Genomic DNA, 19,503 nt, shown 5'->3' on the forward strand with positions numbered 1-19,503 from the left:
TGGCAGTGCGGGCAGGCCGCCAGATCAGCGCGAGATTCGACCTGCACACAAGCCGGGGGAGTGGCTTCCGGACATGTCGACACGGACCAGAATGTCGCTTCCGCGTCATCATACGAGAATGGCAAGCACAAGCGTCAGACACGAAGGCACAAGCCATGACGACTTTGTTGACAGCCAAGGCGCAAATCGCGATCAGCCAGCCCCAGCCGATGCTGGACCAGTTGTGCAACCACCTTGTCGAGCACGGCGCAGGCCACGCTCGGCAGGACAAGCGCCACGATCTGCGCTTGCCCAGCGATTGCGTCAGGTGGGTGTGGGTGTCGACAAAGCCGGGCATGAGCAGGGGCCAGGCACCTGTTGCGCACGACAGCCACCAGTTCCCGGACAGGCTGCACATGCATGTCCTGCATCGTGTCGGATTGGTTTAGCAGACGCCTGTCGTCATTGATCCCTCCCCTGTTCAGGTATCCACTCCGTAGTGCCGATTGTCTCCGCGCCGGCCAGGGCGGCCGCCACGCGGCGGCGGTCATGACCGCTTGAGCCAGACACTGGTCCGGGCAAGCGCCCTGTCCACGGGCGCGCGCCCCGTTGCCTCGCCGATCAACCCGGCTCGACCAGCGTGCCGCGCAGTGTCTCCGACCGCGTTCTCTGCAGATCTTGAACACTTCCGCCTGAGTGAGACCCAGGATGCGCGACCCCGGTTCTGCCCGGATGCGGTCCTTGACCACCGCATCGATCAGATCCTCGCCGACCCGGGCGAAGATCTGGGTCTCGGACCCCGTGGGTTCGGTCACGACGACCGCGACGGGAATGCCGTCGTCGGCGATGCCGATATCCAGCATAGCACTTCGTCGGGCTGGTTGAGCTCGTCACGCCGCCGCCTCGTGGTTCCGCCGGGGCCCGGTTCCGTTCGATGGAGGCGGCACCTCAGGCACGGCGCGGCGGGCGGCGCGGGATTCCTCCTCGATGGTCTCAGAAGCCCCGGATTGCCCGCCGCCAGCGTCGGATAGTCCAGCCCGAAGCGGGCCAGCCCCCCGACCTTGAAATTCTCGATCACCACATCCGCGTCGCGGACCAACGCGCGCAGCCGCGCTAGATCCTCGGCATCGGTGTGATAGATCGACCGAGGTGATCCCCGATTGGTCAAAGAAGGCTGGCGCCGGTCCGCTTCCGCCGCATCCCGCGCGGGCGGCAGCGGGGCGCCGATCCGGCGCCGCGGGCGGGACGCTGCACAGGTTCGTCCTGAAGCGGGCCAAGGCCGATCGACTGGTGGCCAGGTCGGCAAAGGCCTTGCGCCAGACCGCCTCGACGATCTGCTTCGGCCCACAGCTGATCCTCGGCGAATTGCACGTCGGGATAGGGATGGTCCTGCCTCTTGTCTCGAGGCAGCGGCCTCGAGCCGGGTTGCCCGAAGGCGAACATGCATTGGGCGTTCGACTGGCCGTGGACGAACTCAACCGCGAGGGTGGGATCCTCGGTCGGCCGGTCGAGATTGCGGAAAGTGATCCCGCAGGCGATCCCAATGCCTTCAGGCAGCATGCCGAAAGGATGATGACAGCCGAGGGCATCTCGGTCATCTTCGGCTGCCACACCTCGGATACGCGTCCATGGCTGCCCTCTCCCTAACCTGGCTTCGGACGTCCGTCTTGTTTTCGGCAACTTCGCTGAGGCTCCTCGATCCCGGCCTTGGCCTGATCGTCCAGCTGCTCACCGGAGTCGCTTTCGATCTTCCGAACACGACCCTCTGCCGTCTTCCGACCAGGCATCGGGTTGTAGTTCCCCGATGCCGCCGCAAAGACGTAAAGGTCGTCGGGCGTGATCAGCCGGCGCAGCTCGGCGCTGTCGCCGGGCTGCAATTCGTCGAAGGTGCTGTTCACCAGATGCATGTCACGCCCCGTCGAATGCATTCACGCCCCGTCGCGGGGGGCGGCCGCTTCACCCGGTTGAGCTGCAACTCGACGGTCAACCGGATCTCCGACTGTGCAGGATGAGACGAGGATCTCGTCGATCCGGGTCTCCCATTCGTGCTGCGGCACGGATGAGGCCGCCAGCGCCCCATCAGTAACCCATAGCTGCTCGGGCTCGTCAACTGCCCTCCATGCCGCGCATCGTACGTTAGCGCAAGATTTGCTGGCCGAACGCGTGATTCCGCTGGCAGCTGTGCGTTTTTGCAGCCCGTGGTTGCCGAAATAGGGGTTCCGAACTCAAGGCGGCGGACGCACTGTCACATCACTGTCAGGTGTGCCTTTTCGACGGAATATCAATTCCCTCGCGACGGGCAGGCGGCAGGCCTTCGAAGGGTCCCGAACGAGAGGAGGCGTGAGGTGACTTGGATTTCGCAGGACGAGGTGCAATCGCGTGATGCTGCGATAGACGGGGCGACCGATCCACCCCTCGATCATGGACTGGGCGGCCTGCATGTAGCTCTCGATCTGGGCGTCCTCCGCGTTTTCCCGAGATCAGGAGGTTGAGTCGCCGCAGATCATCGCGCAGACCCGCACGCGCCAGGCGCACCGCATCGGCCACGGCGCGGTCGCTTCTTCCAGGCCGATGACGCGCTCGATGCGGCTTCTGCTGAGCTTGAGGAGCTTGTCCTGCGCCACGGTGGTCAGCTCCGTGACCGGAACGCCGGTGATCCTGGAGACGATCTGCGCCACATCATCGGCGCGCGCCTCAGCCGTGGCTGAAGCATGATCGCGCTTCCAGATCTCGAGAAGCCGTCCAGCTCTTTCTGCTTGGCCTCCAGCTCCTTCTTCAGTTGCGCCGCGAGGTCGAACTGCTTGCGGGCTGCAGATAGTCCTGCGCGCTGATTGCCCGACCTCAGAATCGAACTCCTGCGCGACAGTGCCCGCGCAGTGGCCGACGAATTCGGGCTGGATTTCCGTTCGGTGCGAAAGGTTCTGATGGATCGGTGGCGCGAATACCGCGCGGCGCGCGCGGATACCCTCGCGGAAAACGCCCGAGGGGCTTTCGATCGTGTCGCGAGCCGCGCGAATCATGATCGTCTGTGCGACCGTGGGCTCGTCCACATAGCCGGCTGGAATCGGCTTTCGAGTGCCGCGTCCTTCTCGATGTATTTCCGGCGCTCTGGATCTCCTCGGCCCTGGGCGGCAGCGCCCGGACCGAAACGCGCCGGCTTTGCAGGTTCGGCCCTGTACCGGCGCCCGGCGCCTTCACCACCGCCTTGGCCGAGGCGGGGTTTGCCTTGATGGAAAGGGATCGCGCATGACCCTCCTCGGTGATCTGCTTGAGGATCGTTCTGGACCACTCCGCGAACTCGCCGCGAACTGGCGCACGGAATTCGCCATCGAGTTGATGTGGCCGGCGTGCCGCTGTCACGCAGCGCCCAGCACTTCGCCCGCGACGATCCGTTGTGCAAGTCCCTCGACGATGGCGGTCTTGGCCACGCCGGGCTCGCCGATCAGCACCGGGTTGCTCTATATACGGGCGCTCAACCCACTGCTGCTGTGCCTATGGCATCTTCGAATGGGCTGCCGATGACGGGATCCGCTCAGAGCCCTGCGCGGACTCCCATGGGCCTTGGGTTTTCGCGACTTTTCAGTGGTTGGTGACGAAATGGCTGAATCGAGGGTGGCAGAAATTTCCTGCGGAGCCGATGTCGACATTGCCCGCACGCACGCCGCGGCGTCAACCCCAGCTTGCGCAGCATCGCCGCCGCGAGGCCTTCGCCCTCTTCGGCAAGGCCGATCAGCAGGTGCTCGGGAGCCACATAGGAATGGCCGGGTTCGTTCGAGGCGATGACGGCCCGGCGCAGCGCCACCATCCGGTCGAGGGGATGAAGTTCCACCGCCCCGTCAAGGTAGGGGACGAGGTCTCGCTGTACGCCGAGATCGTCCACATCTGGCCGGAATTTCGCAGAATCTAGGCACATCGGTGCTCCTGCCTAACGAGCATCGCTGTCGCAGAAGCACACTATTCAAGAACGGTGTTGGGATGCATGTGAGCAGCTTGTTGCCCTGCGCTCAGCCGGTCGGCGATCGCGCGTCCGCCGCCGCAGCCGCGATCCACGCCGCGCCGCCGCTTCCGCTTTTCCCGCCGTCATCGCCATCACCCGTTTTCCCCAGCCTGCCGACTTATCCACAGAGGCGCCGAACCGCTGCCGCTGAATTCGTCAAGAAGGGGCGGCGTCCAAATCTCTTTCTCATCGGTGAAAACCGACAACCCTGCTGAAAGCGCTGCATCGTGCCATTTTTGCGCGGCAGCGTAGATGGGGGCAACGTAGTGATTTGGGTTGTATCGTGACAAAGTAGAAGCTCCGTCTGCATCCTGCACTTGCATCCGGACATTTCGGCAGTCAGCGACATCAGCCGATCTGCATCTGAGCGCTGCAGTGTCACTGCAGCGACAGACTACCGTGTCTCTACACCTTCGCTACTGTCTCATACAGTCAGTGCACGGGATGGGCTGACCGTGACGCACGGTGCAGGAAGATCCTGCGCCGACTGCTCGAGAAGATCCGATCAGGTCTTCAAGACCCGATCCAGATGAGCTGCACACGCCATCCACGATGTCGCGCACCTTCGCGTCATCGCTCAGCAGTGAGCGGCGCTGTAGCGTGCGCGTTCAGCCAGGGACGACTGGTCGCCGGTGCCGAGAAAGCCGGGCCGATCGCAGTCGTAGCGCCATGCCCGAGGTCTTCGTCGATCCCGACCGCGCGACCGGATTGCTCGACCGCGCGGGTCAGCTCGATCGGGTGCTCGGCCATGCGATCGCCGAAGACCTGGCGGAAAGCGCCGAGCATGGCCTGGTGCAACTCGTTCGAGGGCTCGAACCGCGTCATCAGGAAGCGGACATCGGCGAAGGCCTTGGGCAGGCGGATCTTCCCCGTGGGGAAGTTCTCGAACCCGTGCGAGAGATCCTCGAGCGCCTCAGAGAGCTGGCCGATGAAGCTGGTGGTCGATGTCGTGATGGTCGACGATCTCGCGTCGCGCGGATTGTGCACGCAGTTCTGCTGGGCCAACCGGGATGATGCGTTCCACGGCATCTGCTGAAGGCGCCATCGTGCCGCATCTGCCTTTCGACGCTGGCCAGCATGCTGCCTCGATGACGAGAGTGGCAAGATACGCCCCGGAAAAGCCGTCGGTGTCGTCTTCGACCTGCTCGTTGAACTCCAGGGGCTTCGACAGGAACTGGTGCGCGTTTCCGAGAATCTGCACAGCCATGGTGACCCCGCCGTCATCACGGTGCATGTGGATCTGGTGCGGATCGACCGCAGGCTGGTCCAGGCTCTCTGAACGGTTCCTCGCGGCCGGAGCCGATGCCCACCGATGGGTCGAAGCCGTCGAGCTCGTTCAGAAGCTGGTTCAGCGTCGCTCACGCTCATCATGGCCACCGGCGATCTGGCCGGAGGAGCGCGCCCGCCCGAGAGCGTCGAGTTCGTCGATGAAGATGATCGCCGGAGCCGCCTTGCGGGCCTGCTCGAAGAGGTCTCTGACCCTTGCTGCGCCGACGCCGACGAACATCTCGACGACTCCGACCCCGAGATCGAAAACAAGATCACGCCTTGCAGGTCCCTGCCCCGCCGGCGATCCTTGCGCCTGCCCGGCGCGACGACGACCCGGATGCCTTGGAGATGCGCGCGCCCAGTTTCCGTATTGGACGGGCTCTTGAGGAACTCCACGACCTCTTGCAACTCGGCCTTGGCCTCGTCCACGTCCACGCCATAGACGGCGAGCGACGCCGGTTTCCGTCTCACGATGATAAACTCGGCCCTGCTGCGGCCGCCGCAGGAACCCGCCGGAACGTCCGGTCGGAAAAGCCGGCGAACTTGCGGAACAGCATGACCCAGTCGCAAGGCAAGGCCGGTCTGCCAGCCTTAATCAGGCTCAACAAGAGCGGCTCATAAAGCGCGACCTGTCGTGCGGTGCCGGCAATGGTTTGGCGTGCCATGGTTGCATATCCAGTTATCAGTTCTCGAACTGCTTCTTGCCGCCACAAGTTCGGCATGTGGCCCGACAATCACTCGGGCGCACGCATAGATTTGTAAGGAATTGTTTCTGACGTGCGAGTTTCGGAAACGCTGTGTTGCAGACACGCGAAAGGCTCTGGATGAAGAGCACGGCTATGAAAGCCACCACCCAGTACCAGATGTTGTATTCGGTCTTCCTCTCCATACCGATTCGCCCCCTCGGCCAGAGCGGGCGTTGGTATTACAATCTTGCCTGAGTTAGCCGCTATCTCTGCAATCAGGTGGTTCACCCGGTCATAGCAGCGATCCAACGGCTTGCCTGTAGCGGGATCAGTGGGGGCGTTTGCGTCTTTCTCGAAAAAGAAGATCAGAACAGAGGCATCAAGGGCAACAATCAATGCGTCTCTCCGTCACCGTGCGGTCCGCCAGTTGCGGCAGGTCGCGATAGACGTAATCGCCCAGATTCAGGGCGCCGCTCAGCAGGCCCCGGCCTCGACCACATCGGCGTCTGCCTTCCAGACCTCGTCGCGCAACCGCGATTTCCTCTCCTATATCGTCGATGCGCTGCTTGAGGGACGGGCCGACCGCATCAAGGCCTATTTCATCGCCGTCGACGTGTTCGGACGGCCGGAAAGCTTTGATCCGACGCTGGACCCGATCGTGCGCATCGAGGCGACGCGGCTGCGATTGAAATGCTACCACAGATTATAGCTGCGTGGTATCCTAATGAGCAGATTTGAAAAGGTTTCGGGATCGGATATCGCTTGCCGCTGGGCGCCGACCACCGCCTGCTTGCCCTTGGGCAGCGCATCGAGTCCGCGATGGAGACGCATGCTCTCAGCAGATGCTTCGCCGCGCCACGCCCTCGGCGCTGATCGATCATGTGCGCGACTCGACCGCGGTCTGCGCCGTCGCCGTCTCGCTATGGCGATGCGGTGTCGAATGCAGGATGCGGAAGCCGTCCCCGTTGCTGCAGAACTCCTGCGATTGAGCCGGCGAAGCAAACGCGGTCAAGGCAGCTCCTGATGACATCGGGCGAACGAACGTCGCGCGTGGTGCCGAGGCCGAGCGTGACCGCGGAGAGCGCGGGTTGGCAGTTGACGTCGCGCGATTCGTCTGGCATTCGACTCCGTCCGCGATGCAACGTCGGACGAAATCGTCCCTCTGGAACAGCTGCAAAGCCGCGAGCCCGGCCAGGAATGGAACCCGCAGTCTTCCGGAATCGAGATCAAGGCAAAGGCTGCCCGGACCCTGGAGCGCCTATGGAAGGCGCTGTCACCTATCGCATCGGGCGCTACTCCGCCGGCGGACGACGCCGCCTGATAGCCGTCGATCACCACCCGCACCGCGCCGTCGCCGATGGCATGGACGGCGATTTGCAGGCCGCGCCGGTCGATCTCGGTGGCGATGCGGTCGAAATCCGCGAACAGCGGCTGCCCGCGATGGCCGGGCTGGTCGGGATAATCCCGCAGCAGGCAAGCGCAAGCGGTGCGGCTGTCGATCACCCCGTCCATGAACAGCTTGACGAAGCCCGAGCTGATCCAGTCCGAGATGCGCGGAGGCGTCCTCACTCTGAAGCACCCCCGAGCCCGTGAGCCGCAGCCGAAAATTTCGAATTGTCATCAAGACGCATGATAAAGCGAAGGAGACACCATCAGCAGAACAAGACCTGATCCCCTAGGCGCGCAAGGCCGGCGCGCCAGACGCCAAGAGCAGCAAGATCACCTCGGCCTTCAAGGAGAACGGCTCGAAATTCGACTTCCGGAACCGCATCGGCCATCTCGACTGGCCCTGGACCAGCGGCCCGAGCGAAAATCTGCGGTTGTCAGCGTCAATGCGATCGGAATCTAGATCAGCTACCGGGTTTTGGGGATCGGGACATCGCGCCTTTACCCTCACCGACGACATGCTGACCGAACTGGAAACCAGCACCGGCGCCGGAGGAGAAGAAGGGCTACAACCTCTCCGAACCAGCTGCGGCGCGATCACCGAGACAATTCCGCTTCCGCCCGGAGTGGATGGCGAAAAGGCGCACGCATCATTCAAGAACGGGGTTCCGACGATCAGGCTGCCACAGACCCCCGAGGCCCAGGCCAGGGTCTAGCGCATCGAGGTCAGGACGGCGATTTGCCACGGCGGTCGCCGGTTTGCGGCGTCCCCTCCGCTCCGTGCGAACCGCCCGACTGGCGAAGCCCCGGCGAGCCAGTATCTGCCGTGGGCGATGCCTGTCGGATGAAAGACCTGAACGTCCGGCTGTTGGCACGGATGCGGGGGGCGGAACTGACCGCCCATCTGGAGCTATCGAGCCAGGTCGGCATTTCCGTCCCAGCGCTCAAGCACGGTCGCATTGACCGATTACAACTACCCCAAATTTTAGCGAAGACGAGGCAGCGGAAGGGCGATGGAGGCAACCGGTTGGTTTTGGATGCCGTCACGGTCGATTACGCCACCTTCGGCGGCAGGCGTCCGGAATGTCTTCACCTTGTAATTGCGCTCCATCATGCGCTGAATTCTTGGGCGGACGATCCCGAACGGCGCCGCAAGGCCCATGTGCCGCAGGAGATCGGCTTCGCCACCAAACCCGCGATCGCGCGCAACATGATCGAGCGGGCGCTGGCAGCAGAGATGCCGTTTTCCTGGCGTGGCCCGCGAACGACCAGCCCACAACGGTGTAGCGCTCGACGGCGCTTGACCTGACCACGCCGAATAGAGAAGGACCCATTCATCATCCGCTCGGGGCATGATTCAGGCTCTGCAAGGAGACTGACGGATGAGCAATCTTTTCTGGCTGACCGAGGCGCAGATAGCGCGGCTTCAGCCCTTCTTTCCCAAGAGCCACGGCAAGCCGCGCGTCGATGACCGCCGCGTTTTTTCTGGTCGGCTGTCGGCGACGACGGCGGCGACGATGATGACGCCCTTGATCATCTCCTGGTAATAGGCGTCGAGCCTGAGGAAGGTGCATCATCATGGAGCCCGCGGAAACGGGGCTGCTGCGCGAGGCGCGGCGGATCGGCTGCCAAGCAACTGCTGTCGCAGCAGATCGCCGATCGTCTTCGCGCAGCGATCGTCAACGCCGAATTCGAGTTCGGTGAAAATCTGTCCGAGGAAATCCTGGCGCAGGCCTTCGAGGTGTCACGCACCCCGGTCCGCGAGGCGTTGAACCTGTTGCAGGTCGAGGGGCTGGTGGTCATCGTCCCGAAATCGGGCACGTTCGCAATTGCATCGAACCAGATGGGCTTGGTTTGGCTTGCCGGCGACGGATAGGTGCGCTTGTCACGCTCTGCTTCGACCATCGTTTCCCCGTTAGGGCCGTAATAATAGTCATCTTGCCTTGCCCCATTAGGATCTCAACCTGCCGCAACTTCGAGACAATCTCCTCGGGCGTCGATCGCCTGTTTGCCATTCTCAATCCTCCGTTTCCTAAACATAACGGCGGACCACTTCAGTGGGGGAGGATCAGCGTCGAGGCCTCTATGCGCGCAACCTAAACCCGCGCCATGACCTCAGTGACCGGCCCGCCGCTGTGCTTATGCCACGCGCGTGACATGGATGGCTGCTGCCCCTGCACGGCGAGTATTGGCTTGGGGTCAGCACCTTCCTGATCCGTGGCTTCGACCCGCTGCCCGACGCGCTGCAATACGGGCGCGAACTGATCCCGCGCGTCCGCGCGCTGGTCGCCGCGGAAGCCTCGCACCACAGCCATGCAGCCGAATAAGGAGCTTGCCATGACCCTACAGACCTCTCGCCGCAGTCTGCTGCGATCTTGGAGAACGCTGCAGGTGCGCTCGGTACCACGAGGCCGGCGCGCGGGTGGATGTGAAGACCCTGCACGCCGAGATCGGGGAGTTGACGGTAAGCGCTCACCGCTATGAGAGCAAAAAACCTCGAGGCACGGCGCCAGACCGACATCGGTGCAGGCGGTGACAGCAGCGGCCGATGCCATTGCTTTCACGGAGGGCATGGCCGAAGAGGATTGCCTGCTGATCTGCGGACGCCAGCGCGCCGTGGTGGCGCTGCGGCAGCATCATGGGCCAGGAGGGATCGGGTCCCACGGATCGACGACGTCCACGCCCATGGCGATGAACGGCGCGACATCGCGGGTGGCGACGGGATAGCCGTTCGCCGCAGCGATGGCGATGCGACATCGACCTGCATGTCGTCTGGACCACAGTGCAGACTGAACTGCCCGCGCTCATCAAGCATCTATCCAGCCATAGTGGGTCCACAGCAGCCCAGAATCGCTCAGTGATGCTGCCGGCGATAGCCATAGACCATCAGCAGGGGAAGGGTCACGGCGGCAAGGCCGGTGGGAACAAGCACTGTGCCCGCCGCCCCTTCCAATCAGCCGGCATCGCAGAGCGCGCTCGGTGTCGAGGATCGCGTGTCCTGCTGGCATCGCTCGGCGCTGCGCCCGGTGCGCACCTCGTCAGGACCTGAGCCGATCGATGCGTGCCGGATCACCGGCTGTCAACGGCGGTGCAAAACCCGGCAACGCGGCGGCGTAAAACCAGGCCAGGTGGCGGTGACGGTGCGCCATGGCGCGCGCGCTTGCCACATAGCTGGCGCGTGCCATGGCGCACTGGCCCGTTAGGGCCAAATCGGGCAGATATTTCAGGACGGTGGTGCCGCTTTTCGGGCAGTGCTGTTGGCGAGGCGATAGCTTTCGCCGTTCATCTCGATGATGTTGACGTGGTGGGTCAGTCGGTCGAGCAGCGCGCCGGTGAGACGCTCGGAACCGAAGGTTTCGGTCCATTCATCGAAGGGCAGATTGCTGGTGATCAGGGTCGATCTGCGCTCATAGCGCTGCGAGATCAGCTCGAACAGCAATTCGGCGCCGGTCTTCGACAACGGCACGAAGCCAAGTTCGTCGATGATGAGCAGCTTGTATCCGGCCATCTGCTTCTGGAAGCGTAGCAGGCGGCGTTCATCGCGGGCCTCCATCATCTCGCTGACCAGCGCCGCAGCGGTGGTAAAGCCAACGGACAGGCCCTTCTGACAGGCGGCCAGCCCGATGCCGAGGGCGACATGGGTCTTGCCGGTGCCGGACGGGCCGAGGGCAATGACATTCTCGCGCCGTTCGATCCATTCGCACCGGGCCAGTTCCAGCACCTGCATCTTGTTCAGCTTCGGGATAGCCGCAAAGTCGAAGCTGTCGAGGCTTTTGACGGCCGGGAACTTCGCGGCCTTGATGCGACGGTCCACCATCCGCCGTTCTCGATCGATCAGTTCAAGTTCGACCAGCCGGGCTAGGTATCTAACATGGTCCAGCCCTTCCGTCGCGCATTGGCGGGCCAGTTTCTGATGCTCGCGCAGGAAGGTGGGCAGCTTCAGCGCCTTGAGGTGATGGGCGAGCAGGATTTCCGGCGCATCATTCATGCCGCGCCCTCCGCACCGACCGAGAGTAGCCGCATGTAAGATACGGGCCTGCCGCGCAGGCCTGGCGAACTCTCAGATATAGGTCCACGCTGTAAATCCTCACGCCCTCCCTGCCGCCGCAGAAAGGGAATAGGTGGACGACTTTTACGCCGCCCGCAGCAGCACCAAGCCACCGCTACCGTGGACGAATTTCCCACCGCCGTTCTCAGCTGAACCTGCCTTACGGAAGCGTTGGTCAGCTCCCTTCATTCCAGATGGCCTAGGTGGCTCAACGGCCGCAAGCCCCGCACTGACGCGTCCGACAGTTCGGCCTCTTGATCGCCCGAAATCATCGGAGACCTCGGCATTCTTCATATTGTCGGGATTTGTTGGCATGATAAGGGCAGTCTTGCCCTGCAAACGTCCTGTCACGTCATCCTCCCTTGCCGGGCTTGCGCGCCGGGCCGTTTTCCCGTGTGAATGGCCAAACGCGTCGCGTCGCTGGCGCATAGGAAATGAACTGCAGAGGGATATTGCTTGATCGAAAAGACAAGCCCGGGACGACAACAGCGCCGAAATCATGCCTCGTATCCGCCCTCGTAGAACAGGGCGTCGGCCTTTTCGACAATCAGGTCACGAGTGGATGGTGCGGCCATTATAGGTCAGTTGTCCTAGATCACGTCTGGCATAGGGTACAACGCATCGAATCGTCAATGCCTGCCGTCGGATGCCTGCCGGCCACGTCCCGCTTGATCGTATCCAGCTTGGCGAAGGCGCGGTCGAGCCCCTCTGGCGTGGCCAGCGCCTCATAGACCTGATCCCCGGCGTCCGGCGCGGAATAACTGTGAACGCCAATCGAATCGCCTTTTTCAGGCCGGCCCGACCCGGACAGCGATGGAGAGCTAAATCACCCATGCTCGGGCAGGTTGTCGCCATGCGGTCTGCGCCGTCGTCGGCGATGCGGTGATAGGCGCGAGCCGGGCCGCGCGGTCGGGGTATAGGTCTGCACGGAATCCTCGGGACGGGGCGTGCCGTCGGGAATGACGATGGCCGGGGCGATCCTTCCGAGCCCCTTCGGCAAACGAATGCCATCGGAATGCGATACCGCCACGTCGGTCGTGTCGCTGATCTCGCTGTCCGACATGACGTTCCAGGCGCAGGTGGTGCGGTCGCAGACCGGCAGCACGCTGGTCCCCGCGATCCTGGTGATGTATTTCGCGCTCTCCTCCTCGCTTTGGCGCAGGTGACACCCGCCGAACGTCGCACCGAGCTGTGCGGCCTGCTGGCGCTCGGGCTGGTTCGGCTGCGGATGCGGGAGGCGGGCGAAGTATCTGACGATACCGGAGAAAGTTGCCTACACTCTCCGCCCGACCAATGCCGTCATGCAACTGCTCCAACTCATCGGAGAAATGCATGAACAAGCCCGGGTTGGGCACGGTGTCAAAGGAGTTTGCTCAAGATGAAATCTTACTTTCTTTACTTCAGTCACTCGACGAGACTACTCATGAAGACTGCATTGATGCGCGGCAACCTTGCTACGCTCGCAGCTTCACGGCCTACTCGAGAACGCAGAAGGGCAAGCACCGCATCAAGATCATCGCGCGCTATCAGCAGGTGGACGGCGTCAACAAGATCGTCGCGCGGGTCGTGGCCGGCCAGCCGCGCAAGGGGCTGATCTGGCATTTCCAGGGGTCGGGCAAGTCGCTCTTGATGCTGTTCGCAGCGCGCAAGCTGCGGCTGCACCCGGCGCTTGCAGCCGGGTACGGCAGGCGATCTGCTGCGGGCGCGCATCGACCTCGACAGCCAGATCTCGGGAGGCAGCAACACGCCGCGACGAGGCGGATATCAGGGAGCTGCCCTGCTGGTTGACGGGGGGCGCCGCGCACAGCGATCTGCCGAATGCGAGCAAGCCGACTGCGCCTTTCACAATGCGTCGCACGGATGACACGCAGTCCAGCCATCGCGGGCACGATGGCGTGGCTGTCATCGGCCCGTCGCCATGCCGCGTGGCAACGCGATTGGGAACGCAGCTCTGCCATCAGGCCCAGCAGCCCGCCCCCGACCATGCCCAGAGCGATCAGCATCAGGATTCGGCCCATGTCGATGATCCTTTGATAAAGGGTTGGAGGCTCAGTCCTCGTCGAGCGAGGGAAACCAGATCTCGACGATGCCGCGGCGATTGCCCTGCGGCCGGTCTGGATCGCCACGTCGATCAACCGATAACGCCGCCGGTGCCGCGAAGCAAAAAGCCGACCCCACGTTGCGCATCCGCCCCCCAGGTGATCCAGCTTTTCTGGCCGTTGATGACCCAGCCGTCGCCGTCCCGGACCGCGCGGGTGCGCAGCGACGACACGTCCGATCCGGTCTGCGGCTCGGTGATCGCGATGGCCGAGATCAGCCGACCTTCCGCCGCCAGCGGCAGGTGCCGCCGAACAGCGCATTGGCGGTATTGAAGCTGAAGCCAAAGCCGGAATAGCGCACCGGGTCGGAAGATCTCGGTCAGGAAGCAGGGCACCGTCCAGATGTATCAGGTCGAAGGCGTAGAACACAAAGCGGTCGCTGCGCCCCTCGCTCAGATCCGCCTCCAGCTGCCGAACAGTCCGGGCGGCGGTCCGGCGTTGACGCACCGAGGCCGCGATCAGCGCCGTCTTGCGCCCGAGCGCTCCATGACGCCGGAAAGCCCGTTCGGCAGGAAGATCAGGAACATATAGGCGAAAAGCGCGATGCTGTCGGCCAGGAACGAGGCGCTTTCCTCCATGCCCATTTCGGTAAGCCGATAGGTCGGCAGGAAGCCGAAGAACGTCTTGGTCGCGCCCGAGGCTGTCACGGTGAAGGCAATGTGCGTTGTGCCTGGGGCAATGCCTCCGGCGGCCGGGATTTCGATGGTGCCCGGGTTGTTGAGCCCGTCATCATCGTCCAGCCGGATATAGAGACCAGTGCCGCAAGGCTGGCCAAGACGCTCAGCCGCCACCCAAACCGGCATGCGCGGCCAGCGGAACAACAGCAGCGCCGACACCAGCGATGCGGCCGTGGACCCCCGGCCGTGCTGGCGGGGACCATGCTGGTGCAGGCCGACGCTTTGCGGGCGGCGATCAAGGCGGGGCTGGACAGCGGACCGGCTTATGCGCCCGGGCGGATAAGCCTGCGCCATGCGGACCAGCCGCAGCAGCACGGCGCCAGCATGCCGATCGGGGTAGGACGGCAGCAAGGCGATGACCGTCGTCGCCCCGGACATGATCAGGATCGACCAGACAGCGCGGTCCTGCGGCCGATGCGGTCGCCGATGCTGCCCCAGACGTGCCGCCGATCGGGCGGAGAGCCGACTGTTCGCGGTGCGGCGTAGCGGCTCGCAGAATTCGGGGAAACAGGCAGTGGCGATACTTTGGCGTACTTGATCGGTGACAGAGCCGAACCGTTCGACGAGCTTCGGCGATGCCTGGGTGGAACCCTATTCGCAGGACGGCCGGGGCACCAATGTGGTGGTCGGTCCGCGCCCGCCGCGGCGGGGATGGTCATGGTGGTCACGGACGCCTCCCATGGGAACCGATGATGGGGACGATCATCGTCAACGGCGCGATGCTCCAAGGCGGCCCGAGCAGGGCTTCAAGCAGGAAGGCACGAAGGGCATCTTCGTTGGTCTGCTGCCGTGCCGGTCGATGTCGGCGCTCTCCCTTCGTTTACCCGTCTTGCGACAGCCCGGTCAGCGGGAAGCCGGTGATGTGCGCTTGCCGGTCTCCTCGATCGCCAGGTGGCGGTTCCGATAGCCGCCGGGCCTGACGGTGGTCGGGGATGGTGATCAGCGGCTCCTCGAGACGACCGCCGGGTTCCAGCACGGTGTCGCAATCCTCGCGCAGTTCCAGCCTCATGTCGTCGGCGAAATCGCCGCCCACATCGGGGTATTTGCCCTGATCCATGATCTCGTCATTGGTCAGCTTGGCCAGTTCGTCGCCATATTTGCGCTGCGCGGCGGCGATGTCGGCCTTTTCGATCTGGACGCGGCAGTCGTCCCGGCCGTTGATCCGAGGTGCTCCGGCCAGGTCATAGAAGGTGTAATAGGTCGGATCGTAGACCTGCGCCTCAATCCCGTCCTTCCCGCGATGTCCTCCGGGGTCAGGTCCAGGGCGGCATAGTGACGGCTTCGTCTTGCGTGCCGTGACCGGGTTGTGCGCGCCACGGGTTGAGCCGGGACGTGGAACAGGCCGGTGTGCATCAGCTCGCCCTCGGCCAGGTCTTTGCGATCTCGCGCACCTGGTCTCGGTGGAATGCAGCGCGACCGCTGCTCCGGAACACCCACGGCGGCGGCTTCGACGCAGGCCGCGCCGGCGATGGCTGGCGATGCGGGCCATGGCTCAGGCCGTCTGCGCAAAGATTTCCGCGGCCGATCAGCATCCGCCGGATTTCCGAGGTGCCGGCGCCGATCTCGTAATCGACCCGGGGCATCCGCTTTCAGCGCCGCCGAGTGTCGAGATTCACACGGTCGACCGATCGCCGATCCGCCTGGCGCCGCCGATGACCTGCGAATGGCGTGGCAGCAGATGTCCTGTTCCATCGGAATAGTGACAGGTTCTTGCCGACAAAGGTCGCTGCCGACTTGGCCACCGTCGTGCCGGCGCTGATCGAGGTGGCGTGCTGGTGATCGACGAAGAAGCTGATATCGCCACCCGAACCGATGCTCACGGCCTCCCTTTTTCTCGGACGGTAAGGCGCGTCGATCTGGCTTTGCATGCATTTGCGGATCGCGTCCAGCGTGCAGCATCTGGCGTCCGAAGCTTCACGTTCTGCGCAATCTGCTCCTTGAGCTGCAGCTTGGCTTCGGAGATCATTTCCCCCAGCAGCCGGGCGATGCTGGTCACGTCGATCGGGACAAGGGTCATTTATAACCTCATTGGGATTTTCTCATGAAAGACCTTCATGTCGCAACCGCCGCTCAATGCCTTGCGCGCGTTCGAGGCCGGCGCGCGCGTGCGGCCGCTTTCAGGCCGACGGCCGAGGATCTGCACGTCACCCAGCCGGCGGTCAGCCGCCAGAGAACATAGTGCGAACAGGCATTGTGCTTAGAGGCTGCCATGGCCCGAGACGGATGGCGCACCGGTCTGCCCGCTCTGCGGGTGCCTCGACATCTACGACCTGGCAACGCGGCGCCGGTTCAAGTGCGCGGCCTGCCGCCGGCCGCGCCCGCCTTCAATGCCCTGCGCGGGTGGTTCCTGCGCTCCGGGCCGATGGCGGGAATGCCGGGCGGGCTGACGGCGTTCGTGCGGTCCGGCCCCGGTGTCGATGAGCCCGACATCCAGCTTGTCATCCCCCTCATGTCGCCCGAGGCGGATGTATGGTGGCCCTGCACGTTCGCCGGCGCGGCCTTTCGGTGAAGGCATCCTATGCAGAGCAAACCTTGTTGTCCGGCGCAGCATGCGCGGTGGCGAGCCGCGCCTTGGTCGGGCCCGGCCCGACCGAGGCCTCGGCCGAGCGGCTTCTGGAACGCGGGGCTTCGCATCGGCACCGATGCTTTCCGGTTGGAAGCCCTATTCCGACCGGGGCGCGGTGCGGCTGCGCGACGCGGACTGGCGGATGAACCCGGCTGTCGATTTCAACCTGCTGTCGGCAGCGGCGACTGGACCGGGCAAGGCCTCGCACGGGTTCGCTGGCGCTGTCCAGGCGGGATCCGCCGCCGGGCCTTGGTCGACATGATGGACCGTTCGAATATAGGCCCTTCGCTGCCTTGCCTGCCGGGCTTTCTCACCTCGTCCCGCGCGCTAGGCCGCCGCAAGGCCAGGCAGACCTGCCGTCATGGTCGACGACGCTCGCACGCAGGCCTGAAGCGCCTAGGCCGCCGCTGCATAGCGCCGCGCCAGCATTGCGCCCACCATGATCTGGATCTGGTTGTAAAGCTGATCGGCAGAACGATCAGCCCAGCCAGGCGATGCCCGCGAACAGCACCTGCGACCAGCGCAGGCCGGAGCCAGCGCTTGGCAGCGCGCCGCAGGATGACATGCCAGACCAACCCCGCGCGCGACAGGCCCAGGGTGCGCCCGGCCTCGACCAGCGACTGATCGACACCGCGGATGCCGGCATAGACGTTCAGATAAAGCGGAAAGGGTTGCTGCAAGGCTACGACCTTTCCAGTGCAATGACCTGATCATGGCCGGGGCGGTGCCGCTGGTCTTTGCTGCTTTGGCGCAGATGTTCGTAGTGGCTGGCAGCCAGATCGACTTAGGGCTCGGCGCTTTCATGGCGCTGGCCAGCGTGATCACGGCGACGCTGCTGGTCGACATGACCAGCCGGACTGGGCGCAGGTCTTCCGCCCGGTTGGCCCAGTCCGCTTCATGCGACAGGGCTTGCGATCATGCGGGTTTGCGCACACGGCGGGATGCCACGCTGCCTGTCTCAAGACGGGGCATCAGCTATGCGACCGTGCTTCGAGAGACCGTCGTGATACCTTCCGTCAAGCGAATGGCCGATCTGGCAGCGGGCCGAGGCGGTTAGGAACGCAACTGGCAACGGGCTGTCGCGATGTGACGAGTACCCCGAGCACTGCGGAGAGTGACAAAGTCGTCCCGCTGGCACACCTACAACGCGCATCAGGTCAGCTTCACCAGCGGCATCTGGGTGATGATGACCCAGTCGCTGATCCCGACCGAGATGATCAACGACGGCGCCGCCTATGGCACCGAATTCCGGCTGCCGAAGGGCACCTGGATGAGATGAACCCTGACGAATTGGCCCCGATCGGCGACTGGAAATGCCGAGCCAAACATCGTCCAGTAGAGTGGCAGGGCAAACTCCAGCACGATGGATTCGATGCTAAGCCGGCGGACTTCGCCGCCAGCCATTCCCTCGCCTCAGATCTTCGCGATCGCCCGCGTTGCCCGACCAGCAGGTTTTCGTCGTTGCGCCCGTCGCCGATGATGGCGCGGGTCGCATGCCGCCGATGCGGCCAGAAGTGCGTCCCCGCGACGCCAGCTCGGCCTGACCAGGCGCAGGCAACTGTCGGTCATCAGCGCCAGATACCAGGACAGGGCGGCCATGCGCTGGCCGTCGCCCGCAGGCGGTCGGCGCCACGCCAGCAGCCAGGCGATCGGTCCGGCCGGGTCGCAGCCGCTGGCTGCGATCTGGTCGACCCGCAGGCCGTAACGCAGGCGCTTGGGGGCATTGAGCCCGATATCCTGATAAACAACGCGGGCATGATGCCGCCGATGGTCAACTGGAAGGCGACCGAATAGCCCAGGAACGGAGACGCGCCGGGATCGGCCGTGAATGCACAGGTGCCGACCACGATCAGCAGCGTCCCGGTCTTGCGGAGTTGACGGCGCAGCCGCGTCAGGTGACAAGCCAGCGCGGCGGGGATCAGTTGGCCGAGCCATTCGTCGACCATGCGCGAGCACCGACCAGCACCAGCGGCCAGAGAGCAATACCCTGCGCATCGCCTTGGATGAGCTCGACCGGGTTCCAGATTGCTGGTCGTGATGAAGGACACCCAAGCCTTGCATATCGTTCCTGTTGCCAAGGGCCGCACCAGCGGCGGCATTGGCAAGATCATCGCCGGCATTGCGGCGCAGGAAGCTGCGGGTTCCGGTAAGCGTCTTCACGAACCGCGTCAGGTTCGGAATGCCGATAGCCATCGCTGACCAGAAGCCAGTGGCGATGAACGTCCGTTATCGCGGGCAGGGGCACGAGGTGCAGATCGCATTGCCGCAGGGCATTGCCGCAGGGCCTGCCTGAAATGGACATCCAGGCCGAGATCCGCAGCCGCTTCGAGGCGGAGTATGTCCGCCATTTCGGCCGCATCATCCCCGGCATGGAAATCGAATGCCTGACCTGGACACTGACCGTGTCGGGGCCACGGCATCCCGTTGGAAAGCCCAGGAGTATCGCCAGGAGCACGTCGAGCACCATCGAGGCGAGATAGGTCTGGATGCCGAACCAGACGATGGCCACGCCGCCCCGGATCAGCGCCGGGATCTGGGCGCCGCGGGTGCCGAAGCGGTGCGGCTCATAGACCGCGAAGGCCAGCCCGTCTCGGTGCCGATGTCGCGGCAGCCGATCAGCGTCGCCTTGACCCCCAGTTGCTGCAACTGCCGCCCCAGCACCGCCAGGTCGTTCTCGAACGGGATGTAGGTGGCGATGATGTCGCGCTGCCGACCCGATCCAGCAGACCGCCAGCATCGACCTGGCCGTTGTTGGTGGTCTGCACCAGGAGGCTCGCCTCGATCAGGGCAGGTGCG

Annotated in this window: 30 protein-coding genes and 4 pseudogenes; 13 read left to right on the plus strand and 21 right to left on the minus strand. The window is 64.1% G+C overall.

Annotated elements, in window-relative coordinates:
* Positions 1-134 precede the first annotated feature (134 nt).
* Positions 135-842, minus strand: coding sequence for a hypothetical protein (locus DPM13_RS21680; protein ID WP_223252243.1), 708 nt, complete (start codon positions 840-842; stop codon positions 135-137).
* Positions 791-1,060: a hypothetical protein gene (locus tag DPM13_RS26355; protein WP_397246234.1), complete on the minus strand. Its 270-nt coding sequence runs from the start codon at positions 1,058-1,060 to the stop codon at positions 791-793. The genes DPM13_RS21680 and DPM13_RS26355 overlap by 52 nt, the downstream gene beginning before the upstream one ends.
* A gap of 68 nt (positions 1,061-1,128) precedes the next feature.
* Between DPM13_RS26355 and DPM13_RS00540 the strand changes: the two genes are divergently transcribed.
* On the plus strand, positions 1,129-1,626 hold the full coding sequence (locus DPM13_RS00540; RefSeq protein WP_112887242.1) for a transporter substrate-binding protein: 498 nt from the start codon (positions 1,129-1,131) through the stop codon (positions 1,624-1,626).
* Here the strand turns inward: DPM13_RS00540 and DPM13_RS00545 are convergent.
* From DPM13_RS00545 to DPM13_RS21685, 3 genes are all read right to left on the minus strand, one after another.
* Positions 1,623-1,886, minus strand: coding sequence for a hypothetical protein (locus DPM13_RS00545; RefSeq protein WP_112887243.1), 264 nt, complete (start codon positions 1,884-1,886; stop codon positions 1,623-1,625). The two genes, DPM13_RS00540 and DPM13_RS00545, sit on opposite strands and share 4 nt — an antisense overlap.
* 573 nt (positions 1,887-2,459) lie before the next feature.
* Positions 2,460-3,029: a hypothetical protein gene (locus DPM13_RS00550; RefSeq protein ID WP_112887244.1), complete on the minus strand. Its 570-nt coding sequence runs from the start codon at positions 3,027-3,029 to the stop codon at positions 2,460-2,462.
* Positions 3,030-3,511: 482 nt separating this feature from the next.
* Complete coding sequence (locus DPM13_RS21685; RefSeq protein ID WP_262983299.1) at positions 3,512-3,715, minus strand: hypothetical protein; 204 nt, start codon at positions 3,713-3,715, stop codon at positions 3,512-3,514.
* Between DPM13_RS21685 and DPM13_RS24595 the strand changes: the two genes are divergently transcribed.
* On the plus strand, positions 3,617-3,886 hold the full coding sequence (locus DPM13_RS24595; RefSeq protein ID WP_262983379.1) for a hypothetical protein: 270 nt from the start codon (positions 3,617-3,619) through the stop codon (positions 3,884-3,886). The two genes, DPM13_RS21685 and DPM13_RS24595, sit on opposite strands and share 99 nt — an antisense overlap.
* 789 nt (positions 3,887-4,675) lie before the next feature.
* Here the strand turns inward: DPM13_RS24595 and DPM13_RS00560 are convergent.
* From DPM13_RS00560 to DPM13_RS19470, 4 genes and pseudogenes are all read right to left on the minus strand, one after another.
* Positions 4,676-4,921: pseudogene (locus DPM13_RS00560) on the minus strand (ParA family protein); the annotation flags it as partial.
* Complete coding sequence (locus DPM13_RS20195) at positions 4,890-5,210, minus strand: hypothetical protein (protein ID WP_189654789.1); 321 nt, start codon at positions 5,208-5,210, stop codon at positions 4,890-4,892. The pseudogene DPM13_RS00560 and the gene DPM13_RS20195, both read right to left, overlap by 32 nt.
* Positions 5,211-5,324: 114 nt before the next feature.
* Positions 5,325-5,483: an AAA family ATPase gene (locus DPM13_RS00565; protein WP_112887245.1), complete on the minus strand. Its 159-nt coding sequence runs from the start codon at positions 5,481-5,483 to the stop codon at positions 5,325-5,327.
* A gap of 229 nt (positions 5,484-5,712) precedes the next feature.
* Entirely contained in the window at positions 5,713-5,910 is a 198-nt protein-coding gene (locus DPM13_RS19470; protein ID WP_145963280.1) for a hypothetical protein, read from the minus strand.
* Between the two features lie 448 nt (positions 5,911-6,358).
* Between DPM13_RS19470 and DPM13_RS00575 the strand changes: the two genes are divergently transcribed.
* A complete protein-coding gene (locus DPM13_RS00575; protein ID WP_112887247.1) occupies positions 6,359-6,640 on the plus strand; it encodes a hypothetical protein in 282 nt (93 codons plus the stop codon).
* A gap of 299 nt (positions 6,641-6,939) precedes the next feature.
* Here the strand turns inward: DPM13_RS00575 and DPM13_RS00580 are convergent, their stop codons facing one another.
* Positions 6,940-7,443: an amidohydrolase family protein gene (locus DPM13_RS00580; protein WP_112888665.1), complete on the minus strand. Its 504-nt coding sequence runs from the start codon at positions 7,441-7,443 to the stop codon at positions 6,940-6,942.
* A gap of 392 nt (positions 7,444-7,835) precedes the next feature.
* Here DPM13_RS00580 and DPM13_RS19480 point away from each other — a divergent pair, with 392 nt between their 5' ends.
* From DPM13_RS19480 to DPM13_RS00595, 4 genes and pseudogenes are all read left to right on the plus strand, one after another.
* A complete protein-coding gene (locus DPM13_RS19480) occupies positions 7,836-8,033 on the plus strand; it encodes an Hsp20/alpha crystallin family protein (RefSeq protein ID WP_145963282.1) in 198 nt (65 codons plus the stop codon).
* Between the two features lie 407 nt (positions 8,034-8,440).
* A pseudogene (locus DPM13_RS20200) lies at positions 8,441-8,569 on the plus strand (transposase); the annotation flags it as partial.
* A gap of 130 nt (positions 8,570-8,699) precedes the next feature.
* A pseudogene (locus DPM13_RS00590) lies at positions 8,700-8,807 on the plus strand (IS5/IS1182 family transposase); the annotation flags it as partial.
* Between the two features lie 185 nt (positions 8,808-8,992).
* On the plus strand, positions 8,993-9,193 hold the full coding sequence (locus DPM13_RS00595; RefSeq protein ID WP_262983300.1) for a GntR family transcriptional regulator: 201 nt from the start codon (positions 8,993-8,995) through the stop codon (positions 9,191-9,193).
* Between the two features lie 1,347 nt (positions 9,194-10,540).
* Here the strand turns inward: DPM13_RS00595 and istB are convergent.
* Positions 10,541-11,305, minus strand: a complete 765-nt coding sequence (istB, locus tag DPM13_RS00610) for an IS21-like element ISPve1 family helper ATPase IstB (RefSeq protein ID WP_112887250.1) — start codon at positions 11,303-11,305, stop codon at positions 10,541-10,543.
* 886 nt (positions 11,306-12,191) lie between these two features.
* Positions 12,192-12,365 (minus strand): hypothetical protein, encoded by a 174-nt coding sequence (locus DPM13_RS20205; protein WP_189654968.1) that lies wholly within the window; start codon positions 12,363-12,365, stop codon positions 12,192-12,194.
* 4 nt (positions 12,366-12,369) lie between these two features.
* Between DPM13_RS20205 and DPM13_RS00620 the strand changes: the two genes are divergently transcribed.
* Positions 12,370-12,531 (plus strand): hypothetical protein, encoded by a 162-nt coding sequence (locus tag DPM13_RS00620; protein ID WP_223252245.1) that lies wholly within the window; start codon positions 12,370-12,372, stop codon positions 12,529-12,531.
* A 166-nt stretch (positions 12,532-12,697) separates the two neighbouring features.
* The gene (locus DPM13_RS21690; RefSeq protein WP_223252246.1) at positions 12,698-13,153 is read left to right on the plus strand and encodes a hypothetical protein; all 456 of its coding nucleotides are present in this window, start codon (positions 12,698-12,700) and stop codon (positions 13,151-13,153) included.
* 343 nt (positions 13,154-13,496) lie between these two features.
* Here the strand turns inward: DPM13_RS21690 and DPM13_RS21695 are convergent, their stop codons facing one another.
* The 5 genes from DPM13_RS21695 to DPM13_RS19495 form a co-directional block, all read right to left on the minus strand.
* Entirely contained in the window at positions 13,497-13,799 is a 303-nt protein-coding gene (locus DPM13_RS21695) for an acyl-CoA dehydrogenase family protein (protein ID WP_223252247.1), read from the minus strand.
* A 123-nt stretch (positions 13,800-13,922) separates the two neighbouring features.
* A complete protein-coding gene (locus DPM13_RS19485) occupies positions 13,923-14,300 on the minus strand; it encodes a hypothetical protein (RefSeq protein ID WP_145963283.1) in 378 nt (125 codons plus the stop codon).
* 661 nt (positions 14,301-14,961) lie between these two features.
* Positions 14,962-15,630: a DUF1007 family protein gene (locus tag DPM13_RS00650; RefSeq protein ID WP_112887254.1), complete on the minus strand. Its 669-nt coding sequence runs from the start codon at positions 15,628-15,630 to the stop codon at positions 14,962-14,964.
* Positions 15,631-15,730: 100 nt separating this feature from the next.
* Positions 15,731-15,961 carry a hypothetical protein gene (locus tag DPM13_RS19490; RefSeq protein ID WP_145963284.1) on the minus strand — a complete coding sequence of 77 codons (231 nt, stop codon included), beginning with the start codon at positions 15,959-15,961 and terminating at the stop codon, positions 15,731-15,733.
* Positions 15,958-16,158, minus strand: coding sequence for a hypothetical protein (locus DPM13_RS19495; protein ID WP_145963285.1), 201 nt, complete (start codon positions 16,156-16,158; stop codon positions 15,958-15,960). The genes DPM13_RS19490 and DPM13_RS19495 overlap by 4 nt, the downstream gene beginning before the upstream one ends.
* 187 nt (positions 16,159-16,345) lie before the next feature.
* Between DPM13_RS19495 and DPM13_RS00655 the strand changes: the two are divergent.
* Positions 16,346-16,447 (plus strand): annotated as a pseudogene (locus DPM13_RS00655) (transposase); the annotation flags it as partial.
* The gene (locus DPM13_RS00660; protein ID WP_112887255.1) at positions 16,435-16,650 is read left to right on the plus strand and encodes a hypothetical protein; all 216 of its coding nucleotides are present in this window, start codon (positions 16,435-16,437) and stop codon (positions 16,648-16,650) included. The pseudogene DPM13_RS00655 and the gene DPM13_RS00660, both read left to right, overlap by 13 nt.
* Before the next feature lie 416 nt (positions 16,651-17,066).
* Here DPM13_RS00660 and DPM13_RS21700 read toward each other — a convergent pair whose 3' ends face one another.
* On the minus strand, positions 17,067-17,387 hold the full coding sequence (locus DPM13_RS21700; RefSeq protein ID WP_223252248.1) for an ABC transporter permease subunit: 321 nt from the start codon (positions 17,385-17,387) through the stop codon (positions 17,067-17,069).
* Between the two features lie 32 nt (positions 17,388-17,419).
* Here DPM13_RS21700 and DPM13_RS00675 point away from each other — a divergent pair, with 32 nt between their 5' ends.
* Positions 17,420-17,764, plus strand: a complete 345-nt coding sequence (locus DPM13_RS00675; RefSeq protein ID WP_112887257.1) for a hypothetical protein — start codon at positions 17,420-17,422, stop codon at positions 17,762-17,764.
* 57 nt (positions 17,765-17,821) lie between these two features.
* The gene (locus DPM13_RS20210; protein ID WP_223252249.1) at positions 17,822-17,986 is read left to right on the plus strand and encodes a hypothetical protein; all 165 of its coding nucleotides are present in this window, start codon (positions 17,822-17,824) and stop codon (positions 17,984-17,986) included.
* A 134-nt stretch (positions 17,987-18,120) separates the two neighbouring features.
* On the opposite strand, the gene DPM13_RS20215 is transcribed toward DPM13_RS20210, so the two are convergent.
* The 3 genes from DPM13_RS20215 to DPM13_RS21705 are packed head-to-tail and all read right to left on the minus strand — an operon-like array spanning position 18,121 to position 19,368.
* Positions 18,121-18,900 (minus strand): hypothetical protein, encoded by a 780-nt coding sequence (locus DPM13_RS20215; protein WP_189654969.1) that lies wholly within the window; start codon positions 18,898-18,900, stop codon positions 18,121-18,123.
* Positions 18,815-19,291: a cytosine permease gene (locus DPM13_RS00680; RefSeq protein ID WP_223252497.1), complete on the minus strand. Its 477-nt coding sequence runs from the start codon at positions 19,289-19,291 to the stop codon at positions 18,815-18,817. The genes DPM13_RS20215 and DPM13_RS00680 overlap by 86 nt, the downstream gene beginning before the upstream one ends.
* Positions 19,228-19,368: a hypothetical protein gene (locus tag DPM13_RS21705; RefSeq protein WP_223252669.1), complete on the minus strand. Its 141-nt coding sequence runs from the start codon at positions 19,366-19,368 to the stop codon at positions 19,228-19,230. The genes DPM13_RS00680 and DPM13_RS21705 overlap by 64 nt, the downstream gene beginning before the upstream one ends.
* Positions 19,369-19,503: the final 135 nt, after the last annotated feature.

The organism is Paracoccus mutanolyticus (genome assembly GCF_003285265.1).
Classification (GTDB): domain Bacteria; phylum Pseudomonadota; class Alphaproteobacteria; order Rhodobacterales; family Rhodobacteraceae; genus Paracoccus; species Paracoccus yeei.